Below are 14,902 nucleotides of genomic sequence, written 5' to 3' on the forward strand. Positions count from 1 at the left end.
CGCCTTACTGGATCTATGCGGTTACAGTTTTGCACCGCGATACGCGCAGTTCAGTAGTGTCATCAATGATCTGTTTGATGTGACTGAAAGTGAACAAGGCAGCACCATACTGGCGCTAAAGAAGCCTATCAGAACGAATGTTATTACAACGGGATGGCAAGATATCAGGTGTATTGTTCTGTCACTTCAGACAAAGCGGACGACACAAGCAATGCTGGTAAGAAAGTTGTCTGGTTACCCTTCTGGACACCCAATATTACAGGCTCTGACGGAGTATAATCGACTGGTTAAAGCGCAATATTTACTTGACTACATCGACGATGCCAGTTTGCGGCAGTATGTGCAACGTGCCCTGAACCGGGGAGAAGCATGGCACTTCCTTAGACGAGCCATTGCGTCGGTGAATGGTGATCAGTTCCGTGGCAAAAACGAGTCTGAAATCGCTATCTGGAATGAATGCGCAAGATTGCTTGCCAATGCGCTCATCTACTTCAACTCCGCGATACTGAGTCATCTTCTGGGACACTTTGAAGCGACAGGTGATGAAGAAAAAGCGGCTATCACTCGTGCTGTTTCGCCCGTTGCATGGCAAAATATCAACTTAAGCGGGACGTATAACTTCACCAATACCGGAAAATTGCCTGATATTAGTGAAATTACGAAGCCAATCGTGGATGATTAAGCTTGGAAACGAAAGTAACCCACAGCTGGAGGCTATATAATACAAAGCCTGTAGCATTCTATGTTACTTTAGAGGGGAAAATCCCTAGAACCCCTTCTTGGCTCATAGTTATTTCCAAGCTAAAGCTATGGATTTTATGAACGCGTCTGGGCGTAATAAGATGATTACAGGGTTGGAAAAATCAATAGAGTTGTTCAATGAGGTTGAGGACATCCTAAACCCAATCACAATGACTGTCGCAGCAAAGTATGGGTTAACCGAGGAAGTTATTGCAAATATTCAAAAACAGGCTCTGGAAGATGCGAAAACCGACCTTTAACAAACGACTATGGCGTCAATAACTAATTTTTAGCTATGTTCTAATCCTACATGATGCATCTCTTAGCATATCACAACCATCTTGCGAACACATGCAATAATAGCAAGCGTTTAAGGTTTCAAGATGCTTTTTCTAATCTGACAAAAACGTTTTAATACACAGCTCTAAAACATTTTTGTCCAGATACGTGTTCCAGCGGATGGTCAGACAACCAGTATGATACTTTTATAGTCAATTGTTGTGAGATTGAAACATGGTAGTACCAATTGGTATGAATCTTTATTTATGTCAGCGTGACATTTAGAACGGTACTGACAGGCTTACTTGAACATTTAGTATGAAACTTTATTTCTCTCCCAAATCTACGGGGACTTCAAACCATAAATATACACGGTATCCACCACCTAAACTACACCACAAGCCGCTGTTACGACACCAATAACCTTAACTACCTCACTCGCTTTAACTCGAATTAAGCGAGCTTCGCTCGCAAAGAATCAAGCTCCCTTTCGCGTCTTCGACGCTAACGAATAAGGGCTTCGCCCTAAATATTTCTACTCCTTGGTGGCTTCGCCACTGCTAAGACCCCCTGGAAAAAAGTTTGGCGTAGCCAAACATAGATATGGATAGATAAAGATAGAAATAAATCGATATGAATAGTATTTACCAATCTAAGAAGCGGCGAAGCCGCTGGTTCTCCCAGGGGGGAGAATGCTCAAGAGGCGGCGAAGCCGACCTTATAGTTACAGCACGTGCGGATGGAGCGAAGCGGTGGGGGAGAGGCACCAATGAGTACCTTAAAGTGTGGTGGATACCGTGTATAGTTGACTAATTTTTGTTCGATAGTGGTTCAAATGAGGTCCGATTTAGACCTCAATATTTGAAAACGAAGTATTAAGTTAAAGCTGATAATGGCCAAGCAAATGTACTCAATGAGTTGTCTGACTCTTTGATTTTCTCCACAAGGTCATCCGCTCCGACTTCAATACCACATTCATACAGTCCATAAACCTCTTTTACAAAGAAAGGTTCGTCCGAACTAGTGTCCTTTACCATTTTTCGATTAAGGCATTCATTAATAAATGTTCTAGAGACATGTAAGTTCTCAGGATGTTGCCTGTTCCAGGTATCGATCGTATGCATTCTGGAATCTTTGATATGAGCGAGGTGCTGACTAATTTGTCCTCCAATTATCGACACTATGACAGTAATCGAAAACAATATTACTTTTAGACTAAGACGGATCGCAGATTTCATGCAGTATTCCTATTATAGAGGGGGATTTATTCTGATTTGGTGCTTAACGAGGTTGTTTGTGAAAGCTCTATCAAGTTGTAGTTAGGTCATGACATAAAAGGAACACCAGCCTTTTCTAGGTCTTGCCATGTAAGGGGGGCGTTCTTCACTGTACGGGGTGTTTCAAAGTGAACATTTTCGGCTTCTGAAATAAACATTCCTCTATCAGGATTTAAAAGATCCATGATTAAAGTGCCATCGGGATGGACAATAAACTCCAATTGATATCCCTCCGGTACATTTGGCCATTTATAATCCTCAGGAATGATGCCTTTAAGCCTTTGCGAGACAATGGAGACTGTCAAAACTTCATCTTTATCAATTTTTATCATATCAATCATACTCTTCGTTAATATTTGTACCAAAGCTCATATGGAAACTAAGTTGATCAAATTATCAACTAGCTCAGCATGAGGTTTTCCTAACATACGTATTAAAATATATGGTAACATTAGTATTGTTTTTTATACGCGAATGACATCTATTATTCAATGTTTAGTCTAGACTGCCTAAGAATGGTTGAGGAAAAGCTAATGTTTAGAACAAAGTATTTACTGATAGCACTATCTTGTACTGCTTTGATTTGCCTGATTTTCTTTAATAGCGGAGCATACAAAGACAATTTCGAGGTGGTGGCCAAGGTATGTGGTCTACTATCACTAGCTAGCTGGCTAGAACGTACAAAGCAGATATAACAGATAGTCGTCATGTGGCCAAAACCTATACATCCATATCTACTTAAAAAGCATGCGTACAGGTGTGCTCTAGATCCATATCGACACACGTTGATGACACTCCAGAACTATGACGACCTGATAAACCTAGATCTGCAGGTGCTTGATACTCTCTATCAACTAGAACATTTGATAGTCAGTCATTTAGAAAAAATGACAAACCATCATATTAACTCAATTACTAGTGGTAAGTACCTTTTCGGCTTGAAACTAATAGAGGCGGCTATACACAGACTTCCAGTACCGACATTCGAAAATATTGAACTGACATCGCGATCAGATAACGGCGTAAGACAAATCCTCGCGATAAAAGTGTTGTAACTGAGAATATTTGAACTAGGAGACTCAAGATTGGAAAGCGCAGTAACTAAAACAAGATGTACTGCTAAGCGCAATACATCAACGAACATCGAAAGGGCATGCTCTGCTAGTTTAGAAGAATTACTTTCAACCTATAAATTAATTGAAAGTATGGGAAGGTATGATCCTCTCTGGATCTCTTTCGAAAGAAACAGAATTGAACAAATTTGCAAAGTTAAAGAATGGACTAGGGTTGGTTTAAAAGAGCTCAATTGTATTTTGTCTTTGAAAGATATGATTAAGCTCGCCAAGAAAGAACCTAACCTAACACCACTACTTGACAGGTTATCAGGGTGTTATCGCGTTAGAAGTACCAATACTTACATGGTAAGTACCTCAAGCGAACTCGATTTGTTGAAGATTGAATTTACAGCAGCAGCACGATTTACTGTCGCAAGTTGGATGTACATTGCATTTTCTACCCATTTTGAGGACGGAGTTGAGCTAGGTTGGTCAACCATTGATGCAATATTCGAATCTCAATCACTCCCTTCAACACATCCAGACACATGGACAATGGACAATTTCTTATACATCTAGGAGGTAATAATATGATGCATTACAAAGACTCTGTATTTTCACCAGAATGGGGGCAGTTCACCAGAAGAATAGTTATATTGGCATTTTCTCTAACAATTGTAGGTTTAGCTGCATGGCGATTCTCTCAATTAGAGTCTTTTAATCTGCTTTATATAGTAATTCTTCTTCTTGGTATCCTTATCCAGGGGCTATACCCAATTTATGCTGAACGCAAAGAATTGAGACGCAAGCTTTACAGAAGACACTTGAGTACACTTAATATTGATATTCTCGAGAAGTATTTAAATCAAGCTGAAAGCGATATAGAACGAGATTTGATAGAAGACACCATTTCAACAATACGTTATTGATTGGTGATTGAATGGATATCAAATTCGACACTACTGAAATCTATCACGAGAATCGACACCAAAACCTTATGCGTATAGTCAACCAAGACTACAACCGTAAGATTCAGAACTTATGTAGACATTTAGATATGCCTCACTTGGCCAGTTATCTCAGCCACAGATCCAAGCCTCAGAAGAACATCAGTCACAGACTAGCTAGAAACATAGAAACAAAGCTCGGTATGCCTATTGGACAACTTGATGAGGCCATTTCTACCATAAATGTAGACCCAACAATTGATGATAACCTCCCAATTGACAAGCTTGCCAGATCTAGGAATTTAGAGATCCTATTGACCCTTATAGGGAATGGCAATATTAGCAAATTGAACTCAGAGCTAGGTTGTCATTTGAACAATCATTTAGGGCCCAATAAATCCCGTATGCTAGGAAAAAAGTTAGCAACCAGAATTGAAACTAAACTAGGGCTACGCCCTGGCACCATGAGCGTGAAATGTACTTTCAATGATTTTCTACCATATTTAAACAGGGACCAATTGACTAGGCATATCGAGTCTAAACAAGAAGAGTATGATGAACGAATGTCAAAACGTAGAATAATAATTGAACAAAGGAATGATATCGTGAGCCAGATGTTGAAGAAGATAGCCAGCTTTCTGGAAGGCAGTGGTACACATGAAATATTAGAGGATTCTGATATTAGAAAGGTGTATATCCCTGTGCCAAACCACAAAAATGAACTCCCAATATTAGTTAGCTGCGAAACTAAGCCATCAAACAGATTCTTAATTTTATGCTCTAAAGGTATGACAGAGCGACACGATAAACTCACAAACATGATTTTAAGCGATAGGGATAAGTTTGAAACAGATGTCGGTGAAATGGACCATTATCCAAAAATCGCTGTAATAAACGCCTATGACCGAGAGTTGGCGATGCCATCGTTGAATAACCCAGAAATTACATTAATTATTAAAAAGGCTTTGTATCAGCTCAGTAATTTGACAGACGACTATTTGCTAGCAAAGTTTAAGTTAAAAACGGTATATAACGAACTAGTAACCGCACAACTCCAATACGTAAAGTCATTCAGTTCTGTGCAAATCATTAAAACAAAGGAGCTGTTACATCGAGGTTTTTCAATACCCAATATTAAGTTGCGTGGAACAAGGGAACTTAGCCACTCTTTACTAGTACCAGTTAGCAATAGCAAAGATACCTTAAGAGAAGTACGGGAGTTTGCAAAAGGAAGTGGTACTGACTTCGTATTGCCCATCTGTATAAATAATGGCAATGTGGTGTCAGACCAATTTGTGCCTACCAAGACCTGGCTGGCCAGCCACATATAGATACAAGCTTGATCATAACCATATAAAAACAAAAGATAATTGATACATACTTGGTAACATCTTAGTATGTGTCAATATGGTTTTTTTTTACGCAAAGTAGGAAGTATGTTGTTCTTTCTTGAAAAATTGGGGATCAAGGCAGCGATGCACTGTCGGCTCGTGAATGGTAATCAAGAGCATTTATTATGGGGACTGGATTGGAACTCGAAAAGAGCACTACTTGAGTCAAAAAATCGCTGGTTTTGGCTACCTTTACAAAATGTAGAAATATCGAATGTTACAAACATAGTCGATAAACTTTCGGAGTTTTACGCTTCACATGATGAAAAGATATTAGGTGTAAATTGGCTTGAAGGCACACTATTGATATCTAAAGATACTCACTTGGATTGGGTTACCGAAGAAGATCTCGAGCTTCCTTAAATCATAACCTAACTGTTTAAAGAAGGATTAATTTATGGCCACTGTTGCAGCATTACCTTTCCCTCAACTACCTGAGTTTTTTTCATTTTTCGCAACAAACCCCTACGGAATAGTAATTAGTTTACTATTAGGATTGATCATTAGTGGCGTTGTGTTGAGAGGACTAGTTGATCTGTTTAGAGGTCAACAAAAGTAATAGCTCAATTTTGTTTAGTTTTTAGATAATACAATTTAAGACTTATAACCTGATGAGAAGCGGCATGTTAGAAAGAACAATGGAAAGAGAGCTCATCTTTCATGGTACACGAGCTAAGGAGTTTGATAAATTTGAGTTAGGCATGCTAGGTACAGGCGAAGGCTGTAATGATGCTAATGGATTTTACTTCGTTTCTAATCTGAAAGGAGCATGCTATCACGCTGACTATAAAGCGAGGCAGGTAGGTAAACCTACCGTATATGTGTGCGCAATAAAGGAACAAGCTAAAGTAGTAACTATTGGTAAATCCATTTCTATGCACCCCAAATATCTACAGCAACATTGGGATAAATTACCAGTGTGGATATCAACTAAGAGGGGTAAAGAATGGTACTCAGAACTTGCAAAACCACCTGAAAATCGAATACACAATGACCTAATTGATTTGAATGAACGGAAACGTTGTCATATTTTGCGTGAAAACGGTATCGATATCTTAAAGGATTTTGAGAGTGGACAATTTGTAGACGGTGGGTATCATGGCCGTTCTCATTTAGTGTTAAATCCAGACTCTATTGATATAATTGAGACTTTAAATGTAGAAGAAATATATGATGAAATATCTGGGAGACCCAAATTTTACCACCTCCGTAAAGAGCCTTGTATATTTGGTAAATCAAATATTTTAAGCCGACTTTGCGAGTATGACTGAGTATATTTTGACCCGTTTAAATCTTTCAGATATTAAGTTTAACATAGACATTGTTCTAGCATACCCAGGTTAAATATCAAATTGAAAGGGCTGGTGGGTGTTTTATAACCAGCCTTTTTGATGAACAAATAATATTTAAAACTAGATATAACTAGTCATGAAATACAATTATTGTATTTCATGCATTGAATATTCCAAAACAATCCCCACCTTAATACTAATACTAACAATAAAACGGATATAATATGTTCGACTCACTTAAAAGCACCTTTCCCTGGTCTATTATAGCTATCGTTGCTGTATCTGGCTCTGGAGTCGTCGGTGCAAAACTATACAAAGAATATCTCAAAACTACCGGGCCAGCAGTTGTTCAAGGCATTTCCGACAACGAAGCGTACAAAGACTTTGTTGACTGCCTGACGGTGGTAGATTTAGAGCGTTCTAGCTTAATGGAAAAATGCGACAGTTTCTATTTAGAATACCTACCAGCTAAAACAGATCCGAGTTACAAGAAGAAGATCATAGAAGTTCAACAGCTAAAGCCAGAGTGGATTGAACAAACCTACCAGAAATTAACTTGGTTACGATCTGACTATGGACTTCCTGATTATCCACCACTGGAAGACTTATCCAATGGTCAATTGACTTCAGTAAGCAACTGATTTCAAACCTAACAGCACAAGGCAACTTTAAATGTTGCCTTTTTTTTATCTATATTCAAGTAATATTCCCTTACGCAGTCTAGCAGACTATGTAGAACCATGGGTTATTATGTGGGTTTTACTTTAGTAGCTCGCTTTGTTTTCGTTAAGCTAATCTTCGAATAATTCATATAAACTCAACAAACAAATAACACTGTATAAATAGACATGATTATAAAGTGTAGTATAATTTGAGTTATATTACACTTTTTGGCCGTTAAGGTTAGCGTTACAGGTGACAGCGTAACACTTTATTTTTGGAGGTGAACGTGGAGATTACTAAGCAAAATTTACCAATTCCTGCATCCGGATTAGAAAAGATTAAGGCATTAGAACTAGGCAATAACAAAGAAAAAGAAAATCTTTCACGATTTAAAATCCCTTTGCCTGAACTTGACGGTGCAATTGATCCTGATCACCCAAACCTAAAGACAATACTAGATAACATGGCCATATTCGAGGCTACACGTGGTGGTTTTTCGAAGGCAACACAAAAAAACATGTTTTCCGCTGTTCGCTCTTGGATAAGATTTACTGAGTATATTGAATTAGCCTACGCATTTCCTATACATCCAAGAATGTTTTACTACTGGATACTACACCTAAAAAATGAACAGAAAGTGTCTTATGCGACTCTAATGAGCCGAAAGAACCTCATAGCCATATTTTTGAATCAACTAGGATTCGCCAACGTAACTGAAGACAAGCTTATAAAAGACTTTTTCAGGGGTGTAAAAAAGGATATGGCAGAATCTGATTTATCAAAGGTAGAGCAAAAAGTTGCTTCACCATTCAGAGCAAGCGATTTGAACAGACAGATCGAAATAGTTGGGACACTTGAACAAGCTGGGCCAAAGCTTTTCAAAGACCTAGCATACATGACCATTGCATACTCTACTGCTCTTCGAGAAGAAGAGATCTTTACTTTAAAACGTAAAAACGTCATCATTTCTGGTGACACTGTCACTATAGTGAGGACAAAATCTAAGACATCTGCAGCGCCACCCAAAAAGTCTATCATTGGCAGGTATGCAGGGATCGTGAAGAAATATATTGAACTTGTAGAAAAAGGAGTTGAGCTTTACAACCATGTAACCCCTTCAAGTCCAGTCGAAGATCAGGAATATTATATTTTTGGTTGGATTCTGAAAAATGGACAGCTTAAGGACCCATTAAAACCTATGAATGGTGTATCCGTACTTAGATTGTTCCGTAAAGCATATGAACGACAAAGTGTATTTAAAGGTCGTTGTTGGTCAGGGCATTCGGGACGTTGTGGAGCGGTAGTTGATGGGCATGTCGTTCATAAGATGAATGCAGTCGACCTTATGTCTATTGGTGATTGGACAAATATGGGTACTGTTAAAAGATATCTGAGAGCTACCGGTCACCTAGAAGCTTCAAATATCGAACTACAAAAACACTAAATCAAAGCTATCTGACGCAGAATTCGTTCTTGGTCCAAATCTGGAAACGCAGTAGCGAAGTAGTGTTTAGTAGCCACTTCTAATTGGGCCATAAACTTTATCTTTTGGGCGATGTTTCCTGTAAGGCTTATTGTTTTACCGGAGATGATTGTGCTTACATAAATCGAGCTCTCTTTAAATCCTATAGACAATGGCCCAGTTTGTTGTTGGTGAAACTTTAACTTGAAATCAAGGCATTTAAGGTTTTGAAGAAATAGGGAATAAGCTTGAATAAGTTCAGTGTGAGAAAAGGCAACTGAGATTTTGTTGTTCCAATCACTTGAGCGACCGTTATGTTCTGGGCAAATGTCTACAACAATTGAAATTAGGTTGTTAGCTATGTTTCCTAATCGAATCACCGCTGCACAATTTAATGACTTGTTATAGAGATTAATTTGACTATTTGGGTGGAAGTAAGCGTTTGATTTTGTGGCAGAAGGTTGCACTGATTGTGACTTGCCGCCAACTTCAGATAGACGAACGTCCTGCTTTTGTTGATTAAAGGCGTTCAAACAGACATCATTGCTTGGCAAAGTTGTACTTTGTGGGCTTAGGTGTTTATCGTGTACATTAACAATTCGATCTGAGGTTTTTTCTGATACTACATCCTGATGATTCAGATCATCTGTTATGTCAGAAAACTCGTTGTCTGGTTGAAATTCCCATGAATTTACACTCATATCGCCCCCAAAGTAGTACGTTAGTTGTCAAAAAAATGGCAAATACCCTTGTTTATGTATATCTTATATTGATACATAAGCAAGATTTATAAAGACTGGACTGGTTCCTGGTGAAGCAAAGAGGAGTTACCTTTGCCATCAATAGAACCGATGGGCACAAGCTTAAAACAAAAAATATATGAACCCAATCTCTCTAAAGACATTACCAAATTTTACAAGCTATGTGCTTTCTATTTCAGAGTACTTGCTCTTAAATGTTCTTGAAAACGACAAGAAAATCATAAAGAAAATTCAAAGCGGTGATGAGCTACCTCTACCTGAAATTAAAAACTCTTTAGATCAACGATTTGAAGATCTAAAGTTAGAAATATTTGACTATGAAATCCTTAAGTCAATCGCTATGAATTATCCTCATGACCACTACGCTGAAAAAATCGTGTCTTGTAACTATGACTATCATATGACAATGACCTGGTTCAAGAAGGCTATTCTTCAGTCATCTGTTAGACCACTTGCCTTTGCACAGCTTGAGTTAGGCTAAAAAATGGATTTAGAAAAACTCAAAGTGTCAGTTGAAAAGTTCTCAAGTCAGAACTTTCAAAAACAACAAGATATTCTCCAACTACAAAATAGAATGATCGGCACCATTCTACAAATCAGACTAAGTGCAATACCACCAGCTCGAAGAAGTGAATTCGATAATACCAGTTTTACAAATTTGCCAAGTTTGCTAACAAAATGGCAAGTTAATCCAAATGCTGTACAAGATATCAATTTCTTTCTGAATGAATTTGAGACAAAGTTTGGCAGGAGATTTGACCATATTAGCTTGAAGAGTGTTGAGAAAGCTAATGTACTTGAACCTAGTCAACAAACAATAAATCAGAGGCTAGAATCTTGTATAACTGGACCAGTAAATGAAAAGGACGCCATTGGTATCAAACAACAGCGTCCTGATAATGACTTCGACTTTTCTCGCTAGTAGAGCCCTTCCATAAATGCCTCATCATCAAGACATGCTCTTTCAATTTCCAAGAACTCTTCCATTTTACGTAAGTAATAGGACTGCTCTTCGAAAGTGATTTCATCAAACAAAAATTGATATCCGCTCATAGGTGTAGATGAAACTATTTTAGAGAGAAAGTGCTTTGACTGTTTAGTAAAGCCAGGAGAAACAATAAGCGCCGAAACATTGTTGGCTCTAATTGTTAGAAGTTGAGTTTGGCTAATAATTTCATGTTCTGCGTCTAGCCAACCTCGAGCTACCTTTAACTTTTTCTCTAAAAGCCTAGCGCTACGGTCTGAAACATAGCTTTCTTTTGAATTAAGCCTAACGTCACGATGATTAATACCTAACCGTGAAACTAATTCAAGATTAGCCTCACGATTGATTAAATATGCCGCACCACCTTCATTCTGTTTTGTAGCGAATATGTCGGAGAACAGTTCGCTGTAATGATTCTTATCCATAAATACTTTCTTATTTTTGAGAATAGACGCAAATAATCATGTGACTTGTATCTAAACATTAACTGCCGTTATGTCTAATTTTTACCCATGAAGAGTGAAACTTAAATAAATTTTCATCATTTGTTGCATATGTGTGAGCTATATCCCTATTTGTAGGTCGCATTACGCAAATATTTCTACAATTTGTTGAGTAATTAGTCTATTGAACCGATATCACTTCTGAGACTAGCAAATTGAAACTAACATTTGACTCAATAATAAGCCTATGCTAGCAGCTTTTGCTATTGTATTTTAGACAAAAATGGCATAGATTTATGCTATTATTTGCTATTAGACATCTTATTGTGTTCGAACTAATTAAAGAAAAAATATTGGGTTTGGCTTCCATACTCATCACTTCTTTCGCTGCTACATATTATTTGTCCGCGAGTTATACATTCGGTGTTTTCACGAGTGCCTTATTTGGCATCGCATATTTGTACTTTATGCAACGGCAACAACAACAATCGGTTAGAAGAAAGGAAGCACAAGCGAAGATACGTGGGTTTGGTTATACAAACTCAATTTCCTCTCAGATGGAAAGACCCTCTAATGCGAGTAGATCTCAAAGTTCTCCGACTCTGAATGAACAAAACCCATTTAACTTCTCTGAAGAAGAAGTTCAGGCTTTCAAATTATTAGGGCTACCTATTACGTCCCTCAATATTTCTGAAATCAAGAAAGCCTTCCATCAAAAAGTTAGGTATTACCACCCAGACATTAACCAAAACATCAGTACGGATGAATCAATCATCACTGTTTCAAATCTGAATACAGCTAAAACACTTTGCATCAATGCAACGAAGAGGAAACAAAATGAACGTCTTTAAGCTTTCTAGCATAGCATTCGCTTCTACTCTACTTCTTGGGTGCGCAACTAATGAAGTCAAAGATTTAAGGCACTTAGAAAAGAGCCCTGAAGAAAGGGCTTTTGGCGATCTTGAGCCATATGCAGTTGAAATGCTTGACGAGCTCCGATTGTTAGCAAAAACGAGAAGTGCACATGCACAAGCACTTAAAGGCCCTGAGCAGAGAAGGCAGGAGCGCATGCTCTCTACAATGCTGTTACCTGGTTTTGAAAAGGTTGTTGACTGGAATTGTGATTGTGAAGTCGAAACTGCCGTAAAAGGTATTGCTGAGACAGTAGGTTATGGTTCTGATCGAGTATTTACTTATGGCCAAAAACCACCTGGTGGCGTGTTTGTAAGTATTAAACTGAAGGATCAACCAATAAACGACGCAATAAAGATTATTGACTCTGAAAAGGGTGCCCAGGTAGACATCATGGTCGATAACCGACTTAAGACGATTGTCGTTAAATACTTGGAGACAAAAGCGTGAGAACCAATACTGCTATTTGTTTAATTGCTAGTCTATTTTTCAGTGTTACCACTTTGGCAGATGAATCTAAGCGCACCTATTACAGCTTAAGTGAACTAAAAGATGTAAAGGTTAGACAACAACTAGTAAGCGATGGTGAAGAGGCACTCAGAATTGAGTCGATCCGCGAAAGAGCTGAAGAAGTTGGCAGTGCGAATGGTTATATAGCTACGATGGAGCGCTTAACAGATGTAGTGGATAGCAAGTCTCACCTCTTTGACCGCTTGCTACCTTTCGAGCATCTCATTAACGCTTCTGCAAATCTAAGTTCAGGTGAAGCCAAGTACCTTCGTCCAGGTATGGTAGACAAAGTAGAAGCTCATGCCGCGATAACGCGAGACACAAAAGCTACGATTATCAGGACCGATAATCTTGTCTATCGATTGAGAGAACAACCTAAGCCTGTGTTGAGGAAACCGCATTGGTCTGACTATCTCTACGACAAAAATTCACTTACTCCGACCACATTAATTGACGAACTTTTACCTAGAAATTCAGAAGAATTGGAGATCTTCAACTCAGCTCTTGATGAGGGATGGGCCATGGGCTCAGAACAAGCAATTGCTGAGATGAGAACTCGTGTAATTAATGCTTTTATTGACGCAACAGCCATGATCCGTTACGTGAATTTAGTTGAGTCCGGATATATAGAAAAGCCAGATATGATTATTGAAAATGTAGGAATTACGGTACAAGGAGACCAATTAGGTTTAGGCACTCAGTTCATATCTTTGAGTGGTGAGGCAGTTTGGCAGACAAACTCTGATCTCTATTCTTCACCAGTAATAAAAGACCCTAGGGGCTCTGTACGTAGGGATGCTGTTTCTAAAGTAGAAACTGAAGGCCTTACTCACGACCAAATTAAATCCATTCTCGTTGAAGAGTGACACCTACCATGAATGATATTCCATTAATACCTGTTTCAAGCGAAATGACACAAGTAGATATCGAAACTGTCATATGGAAAGCAATTGAGTACGGTGCTTCAGACATTTTAATAGACTGTAACTATCGAATCAGAATCGATGTAAACGGGCAAATCAGGGAAATCACTGATAAACAAATGCAACCTAACGCATGCCGTAATATTCTTGAATATATGCTCGGCACCAAAAAATCGCTGATTAACAATGTTAATGCAGCTACTCCTACGTTTTTTGCATTCGTTACCAAAAACCCCAATGATCAATCTCAGATTAGGAGTTTCCGCATTGCAGCTATTACCTCAAGGTCACTTGAATATGGAAAGACCTATAAGATGGTTGGTAGGTTGAACCCTAAAACACCAAAGGACGCAGAATCTTTGGGTATAGAGCCGGAGCTAGTCAATCTTGTAAAGCATAACCGTAAAGGTATTCTTATGTTTGTGGGAGGGGTAGGCACAGGCAAAACAACTACTATGGCCGGAATTGTAACTTCAGTGCTAAAAACTCCCAGCCTTGGTAAGCATATCTTAGTTTTTGAGGACCCACCTGAAATTAATTATGAGGGAGTAAAGATTGCTCCTGGTAACAGTATTTCAGTTCATGAAGTAGGTTCAGTTGAAACAGACTCCGATGTTCAAAGTTTTAATCAAGGCCTTGAAGCTGCTCTTCGTCTTCGTCCAGATATCATCGTTCAGGGCGAAATACGAAGTAAAGAATCAATCGAAAACGCATTTAACGCTTCTAACACTGGCAACTTCTTGATGGCTACAATACATGCAAACTCTTGCGAGACAGCGATGAGCCGCATCTACAATATGATAGATGGAGAGAATAAGCTGGCTGTATTAGCTGGTTTTATTAGTCAACTCTCTGGCATTGTCGCTCAGATACTAGTTAGAACTCTCGACGGTGAAAGGATTGCTGTTAGAGAAACCCTATATCTAACTGAAGAAATCAGAGAAGAAATGCTGAAGTGTAAATCTGACACAGAGATATCTGTAGTAGTAAGAAGGCACCTAAAGGAACAAGAGCTTACCTTTTCTCAACAAATCGCAAACCTATATCACAACAGTGAAATTGGGCCAGAATATCTCCTTATGGAATCAGAATAATGGAATATAAACCGAAGCTGGATAGAAAAGCGGTACAAAATGCGATGAAAAGACCACTTTTCCTACTTATGGACGGGTCTACTATCGTCCCGGTTTTGACATTGCCAATAATGTTCAGCTGGAACTACCTTAAAGCCATGTGTGTTTTCTATGTATTAATGTCTTTA

General features: G+C 38.5%; 19 protein-coding genes. 15 read left to right on the forward strand and 4 right to left on the reverse strand.

The features are described 5' to 3' along the window. Both R7R78_RS16320 and R7R78_RS16325 read left to right on the forward strand, forming a co-directional pair. Window positions 1-682: Tn3 family transposase (locus R7R78_RS16320; RefSeq protein ID WP_206971551.1), on the forward strand; the 682-nt coding region annotated here is incomplete at its 5' end. A 127-nt stretch (window positions 683-809) separates the two neighbouring features. Next, entirely contained in the window at window positions 810-1,001 is a 192-nt protein-coding gene (locus tag R7R78_RS16325; RefSeq protein WP_225455764.1) for a hypothetical protein, read from the forward strand. A gap of 894 nt (window positions 1,002-1,895) precedes the next feature. Here the strand turns inward: R7R78_RS16325 and R7R78_RS16330 are convergent. Both R7R78_RS16330 and R7R78_RS16335 read right to left on the reverse strand, forming a co-directional pair. Next, entirely contained in the window at window positions 1,896-2,258 is a 363-nt protein-coding gene (locus R7R78_RS16330; RefSeq protein ID WP_025634091.1) for a hypothetical protein, read from the reverse strand. 86 nt (window positions 2,259-2,344) lie between these two features. Then, window positions 2,345-2,638 (reverse strand): hypothetical protein, encoded by a 294-nt coding sequence (locus R7R78_RS16335; protein WP_025634094.1) that lies wholly within the window; start codon window positions 2,636-2,638, stop codon window positions 2,345-2,347. A gap of 744 nt (window positions 2,639-3,382) precedes the next feature. On the opposite strand from R7R78_RS16335, the gene R7R78_RS16340 reads away from it, so the two are divergent. From R7R78_RS16340 to R7R78_RS16370, 7 genes are all read left to right on the forward strand, one after another. After that, complete coding sequence (locus tag R7R78_RS16340; RefSeq protein ID WP_025634097.1) at window positions 3,383-3,931, forward strand: hypothetical protein; 549 nt, start codon at window positions 3,383-3,385, stop codon at window positions 3,929-3,931. 11 nt (window positions 3,932-3,942) lie between these two features. Next, window positions 3,943-4,281 carry a hypothetical protein gene (locus tag R7R78_RS16345; protein ID WP_025634098.1) on the forward strand — a complete coding sequence of 113 codons (339 nt, stop codon included), beginning with the start codon at window positions 3,943-3,945 and terminating at the stop codon, window positions 4,279-4,281. Window positions 4,282-4,292: 11 nt separating this feature from the next. Beyond that, window positions 4,293-5,630 (forward strand): hypothetical protein, encoded by a 1,338-nt coding sequence (locus tag R7R78_RS16350; protein ID WP_025634099.1) that lies wholly within the window; start codon window positions 4,293-4,295, stop codon window positions 5,628-5,630. Between the two features lie 105 nt (window positions 5,631-5,735). Beyond that, window positions 5,736-6,053 carry a hypothetical protein gene (locus R7R78_RS16355; RefSeq protein WP_025634101.1) on the forward strand — a complete coding sequence of 106 codons (318 nt, stop codon included), beginning with the start codon at window positions 5,736-5,738 and terminating at the stop codon, window positions 6,051-6,053. 260 nt (window positions 6,054-6,313) lie between these two features. After that, on the forward strand, window positions 6,314-6,961 hold the full coding sequence (locus tag R7R78_RS16360) for a hypothetical protein (RefSeq protein ID WP_042776360.1): 648 nt from the start codon (window positions 6,314-6,316) through the stop codon (window positions 6,959-6,961). Window positions 6,962-7,206: 245 nt separating this feature from the next. Further along, window positions 7,207-7,623: a hypothetical protein gene (locus R7R78_RS16365; RefSeq protein ID WP_025634104.1), complete on the forward strand. Its 417-nt coding sequence runs from the start codon at window positions 7,207-7,209 to the stop codon at window positions 7,621-7,623. 308 nt (window positions 7,624-7,931) lie between these two features. Continuing rightward, window positions 7,932-9,089 carry a tyrosine-type recombinase/integrase gene (locus R7R78_RS16370; protein ID WP_025634105.1) on the forward strand — a complete coding sequence of 386 codons (1,158 nt, stop codon included), beginning with the start codon at window positions 7,932-7,934 and terminating at the stop codon, window positions 9,087-9,089. Here the strand turns inward: R7R78_RS16370 and R7R78_RS16375 are convergent. Further along, complete coding sequence (locus tag R7R78_RS16375; RefSeq protein WP_025634107.1) at window positions 9,086-9,808, reverse strand: hypothetical protein; 723 nt, start codon at window positions 9,806-9,808, stop codon at window positions 9,086-9,088. The two genes, R7R78_RS16370 and R7R78_RS16375, sit on opposite strands and share 4 nt — an antisense overlap. A gap of 178 nt (window positions 9,809-9,986) precedes the next feature. On the opposite strand from R7R78_RS16375, the gene R7R78_RS16380 reads away from it, so the two are divergent. Together R7R78_RS16380 and R7R78_RS16385 are read left to right on the forward strand one after the other, a co-directional pair. Continuing rightward, window positions 9,987-10,349, forward strand: coding sequence for a hypothetical protein (locus R7R78_RS16380; RefSeq protein ID WP_025634109.1), 363 nt, complete (start codon window positions 9,987-9,989; stop codon window positions 10,347-10,349). Window positions 10,350-10,352: 3 nt separating this feature from the next. Then, window positions 10,353-10,790, forward strand: a complete 438-nt coding sequence (locus tag R7R78_RS16385) for a hypothetical protein (protein ID WP_025634110.1) — start codon at window positions 10,353-10,355, stop codon at window positions 10,788-10,790. Here the strand turns inward: R7R78_RS16385 and R7R78_RS16390 are convergent. Further along, window positions 10,787-11,278 carry a hypothetical protein gene (locus R7R78_RS16390; protein ID WP_025634112.1) on the reverse strand — a complete coding sequence of 164 codons (492 nt, stop codon included), beginning with the start codon at window positions 11,276-11,278 and terminating at the stop codon, window positions 10,787-10,789. The two genes, R7R78_RS16385 and R7R78_RS16390, sit on opposite strands and share 4 nt — an antisense overlap. A gap of 314 nt (window positions 11,279-11,592) precedes the next feature. Between R7R78_RS16390 and R7R78_RS16395 the strand changes: the two genes are divergently transcribed. Genes R7R78_RS16395 through R7R78_RS16410 form a run of 4 tightly spaced genes read left to right on the forward strand, consistent with a single transcriptional unit; the run spans window position 11,593 to window position 14,735 of the window. Beyond that, entirely contained in the window at window positions 11,593-12,147 is a 555-nt protein-coding gene (locus R7R78_RS16395; protein ID WP_025634113.1) for a J domain-containing protein, read from the forward strand. Then, the gene (locus R7R78_RS16400) at window positions 12,134-12,658 is read left to right on the forward strand and encodes a hypothetical protein (protein WP_077202328.1); all 525 of its coding nucleotides are present in this window, start codon (window positions 12,134-12,136) and stop codon (window positions 12,656-12,658) included. Before R7R78_RS16395 ends, R7R78_RS16400 begins: the two co-directional genes overlap by 14 nt. Continuing rightward, window positions 12,655-13,584: a type IV secretory system conjugative DNA transfer family protein gene (locus tag R7R78_RS16405; protein ID WP_025634116.1), complete on the forward strand. Its 930-nt coding sequence runs from the start codon at window positions 12,655-12,657 to the stop codon at window positions 13,582-13,584. Before R7R78_RS16400 ends, R7R78_RS16405 begins: the two co-directional genes overlap by 4 nt. Before the next feature lie 8 nt (window positions 13,585-13,592). Then, window positions 13,593-14,735 (forward strand): ATPase, T2SS/T4P/T4SS family, encoded by a 1,143-nt coding sequence (locus R7R78_RS16410; RefSeq protein ID WP_025634117.1) that lies wholly within the window; start codon window positions 13,593-13,595, stop codon window positions 14,733-14,735. Window positions 14,736-14,902 lie beyond the last annotated feature (167 nt).

This window comes from Vibrio sp. 2134-1 (assembly GCF_033339495.1).

Excerpts from the sequence above, each read along its gene's own strand:
- R7R78_RS16325 (WP_225455764.1), top strand. The coding sequence starts at position 810 with ATGGATTTTATGAACGCGTCTGGGCGTAATAAGATGATTACAGGGTTG.
- R7R78_RS16330 (WP_025634091.1), bottom strand. The coding sequence starts at position 2,258 with ATGAAATCTGCGATCCGTCTTAGTCTAAAAGTAATATTGTTTTCGATT.
- R7R78_RS16335 (WP_025634094.1), bottom strand. The coding sequence starts at position 2,638 with ATGATTGATATGATAAAAATTGATAAAGATGAAGTTTTGACAGTCTCC.
- R7R78_RS16345 (WP_025634098.1), top strand. The coding sequence starts at position 3,943 with ATGATGCATTACAAAGACTCTGTATTTTCACCAGAATGGGGGCAGTTC.
- R7R78_RS16350 (WP_025634099.1), top strand. The coding sequence starts at position 4,293 with ATGGATATCAAATTCGACACTACTGAAATCTATCACGAGAATCGACAC.
- R7R78_RS16355 (WP_025634101.1), top strand. The coding sequence starts at position 5,736 with ATGTTGTTCTTTCTTGAAAAATTGGGGATCAAGGCAGCGATGCACTGT.
- R7R78_RS16360 (WP_042776360.1), top strand. The coding sequence starts at position 6,314 with ATGTTAGAAAGAACAATGGAAAGAGAGCTCATCTTTCATGGTACACGA.
- R7R78_RS16365 (WP_025634104.1), top strand. The coding sequence starts at position 7,207 with ATGTTCGACTCACTTAAAAGCACCTTTCCCTGGTCTATTATAGCTATC.
- R7R78_RS16375 (WP_025634107.1), bottom strand. The coding sequence starts at position 9,808 with ATGAGTGTAAATTCATGGGAATTTCAACCAGACAACGAGTTTTCTGAC.
- R7R78_RS16380 (WP_025634109.1), top strand. The coding sequence starts at position 9,987 with ATGAACCCAATCTCTCTAAAGACATTACCAAATTTTACAAGCTATGTG.
- R7R78_RS16385 (WP_025634110.1), top strand. The coding sequence starts at position 10,353 with ATGGATTTAGAAAAACTCAAAGTGTCAGTTGAAAAGTTCTCAAGTCAG.
- R7R78_RS16390 (WP_025634112.1), bottom strand. The coding sequence starts at position 11,278 with ATGGATAAGAATCATTACAGCGAACTGTTCTCCGACATATTCGCTACA.
- R7R78_RS16395 (WP_025634113.1), top strand. The coding sequence starts at position 11,593 with ATGCTATTATTTGCTATTAGACATCTTATTGTGTTCGAACTAATTAAA.
- R7R78_RS16400 (WP_077202328.1), top strand. The coding sequence starts at position 12,134 with ATGAACGTCTTTAAGCTTTCTAGCATAGCATTCGCTTCTACTCTACTT.
- R7R78_RS16410 (WP_025634117.1), top strand. The coding sequence starts at position 13,593 with ATGAATGATATTCCATTAATACCTGTTTCAAGCGAAATGACACAAGTA.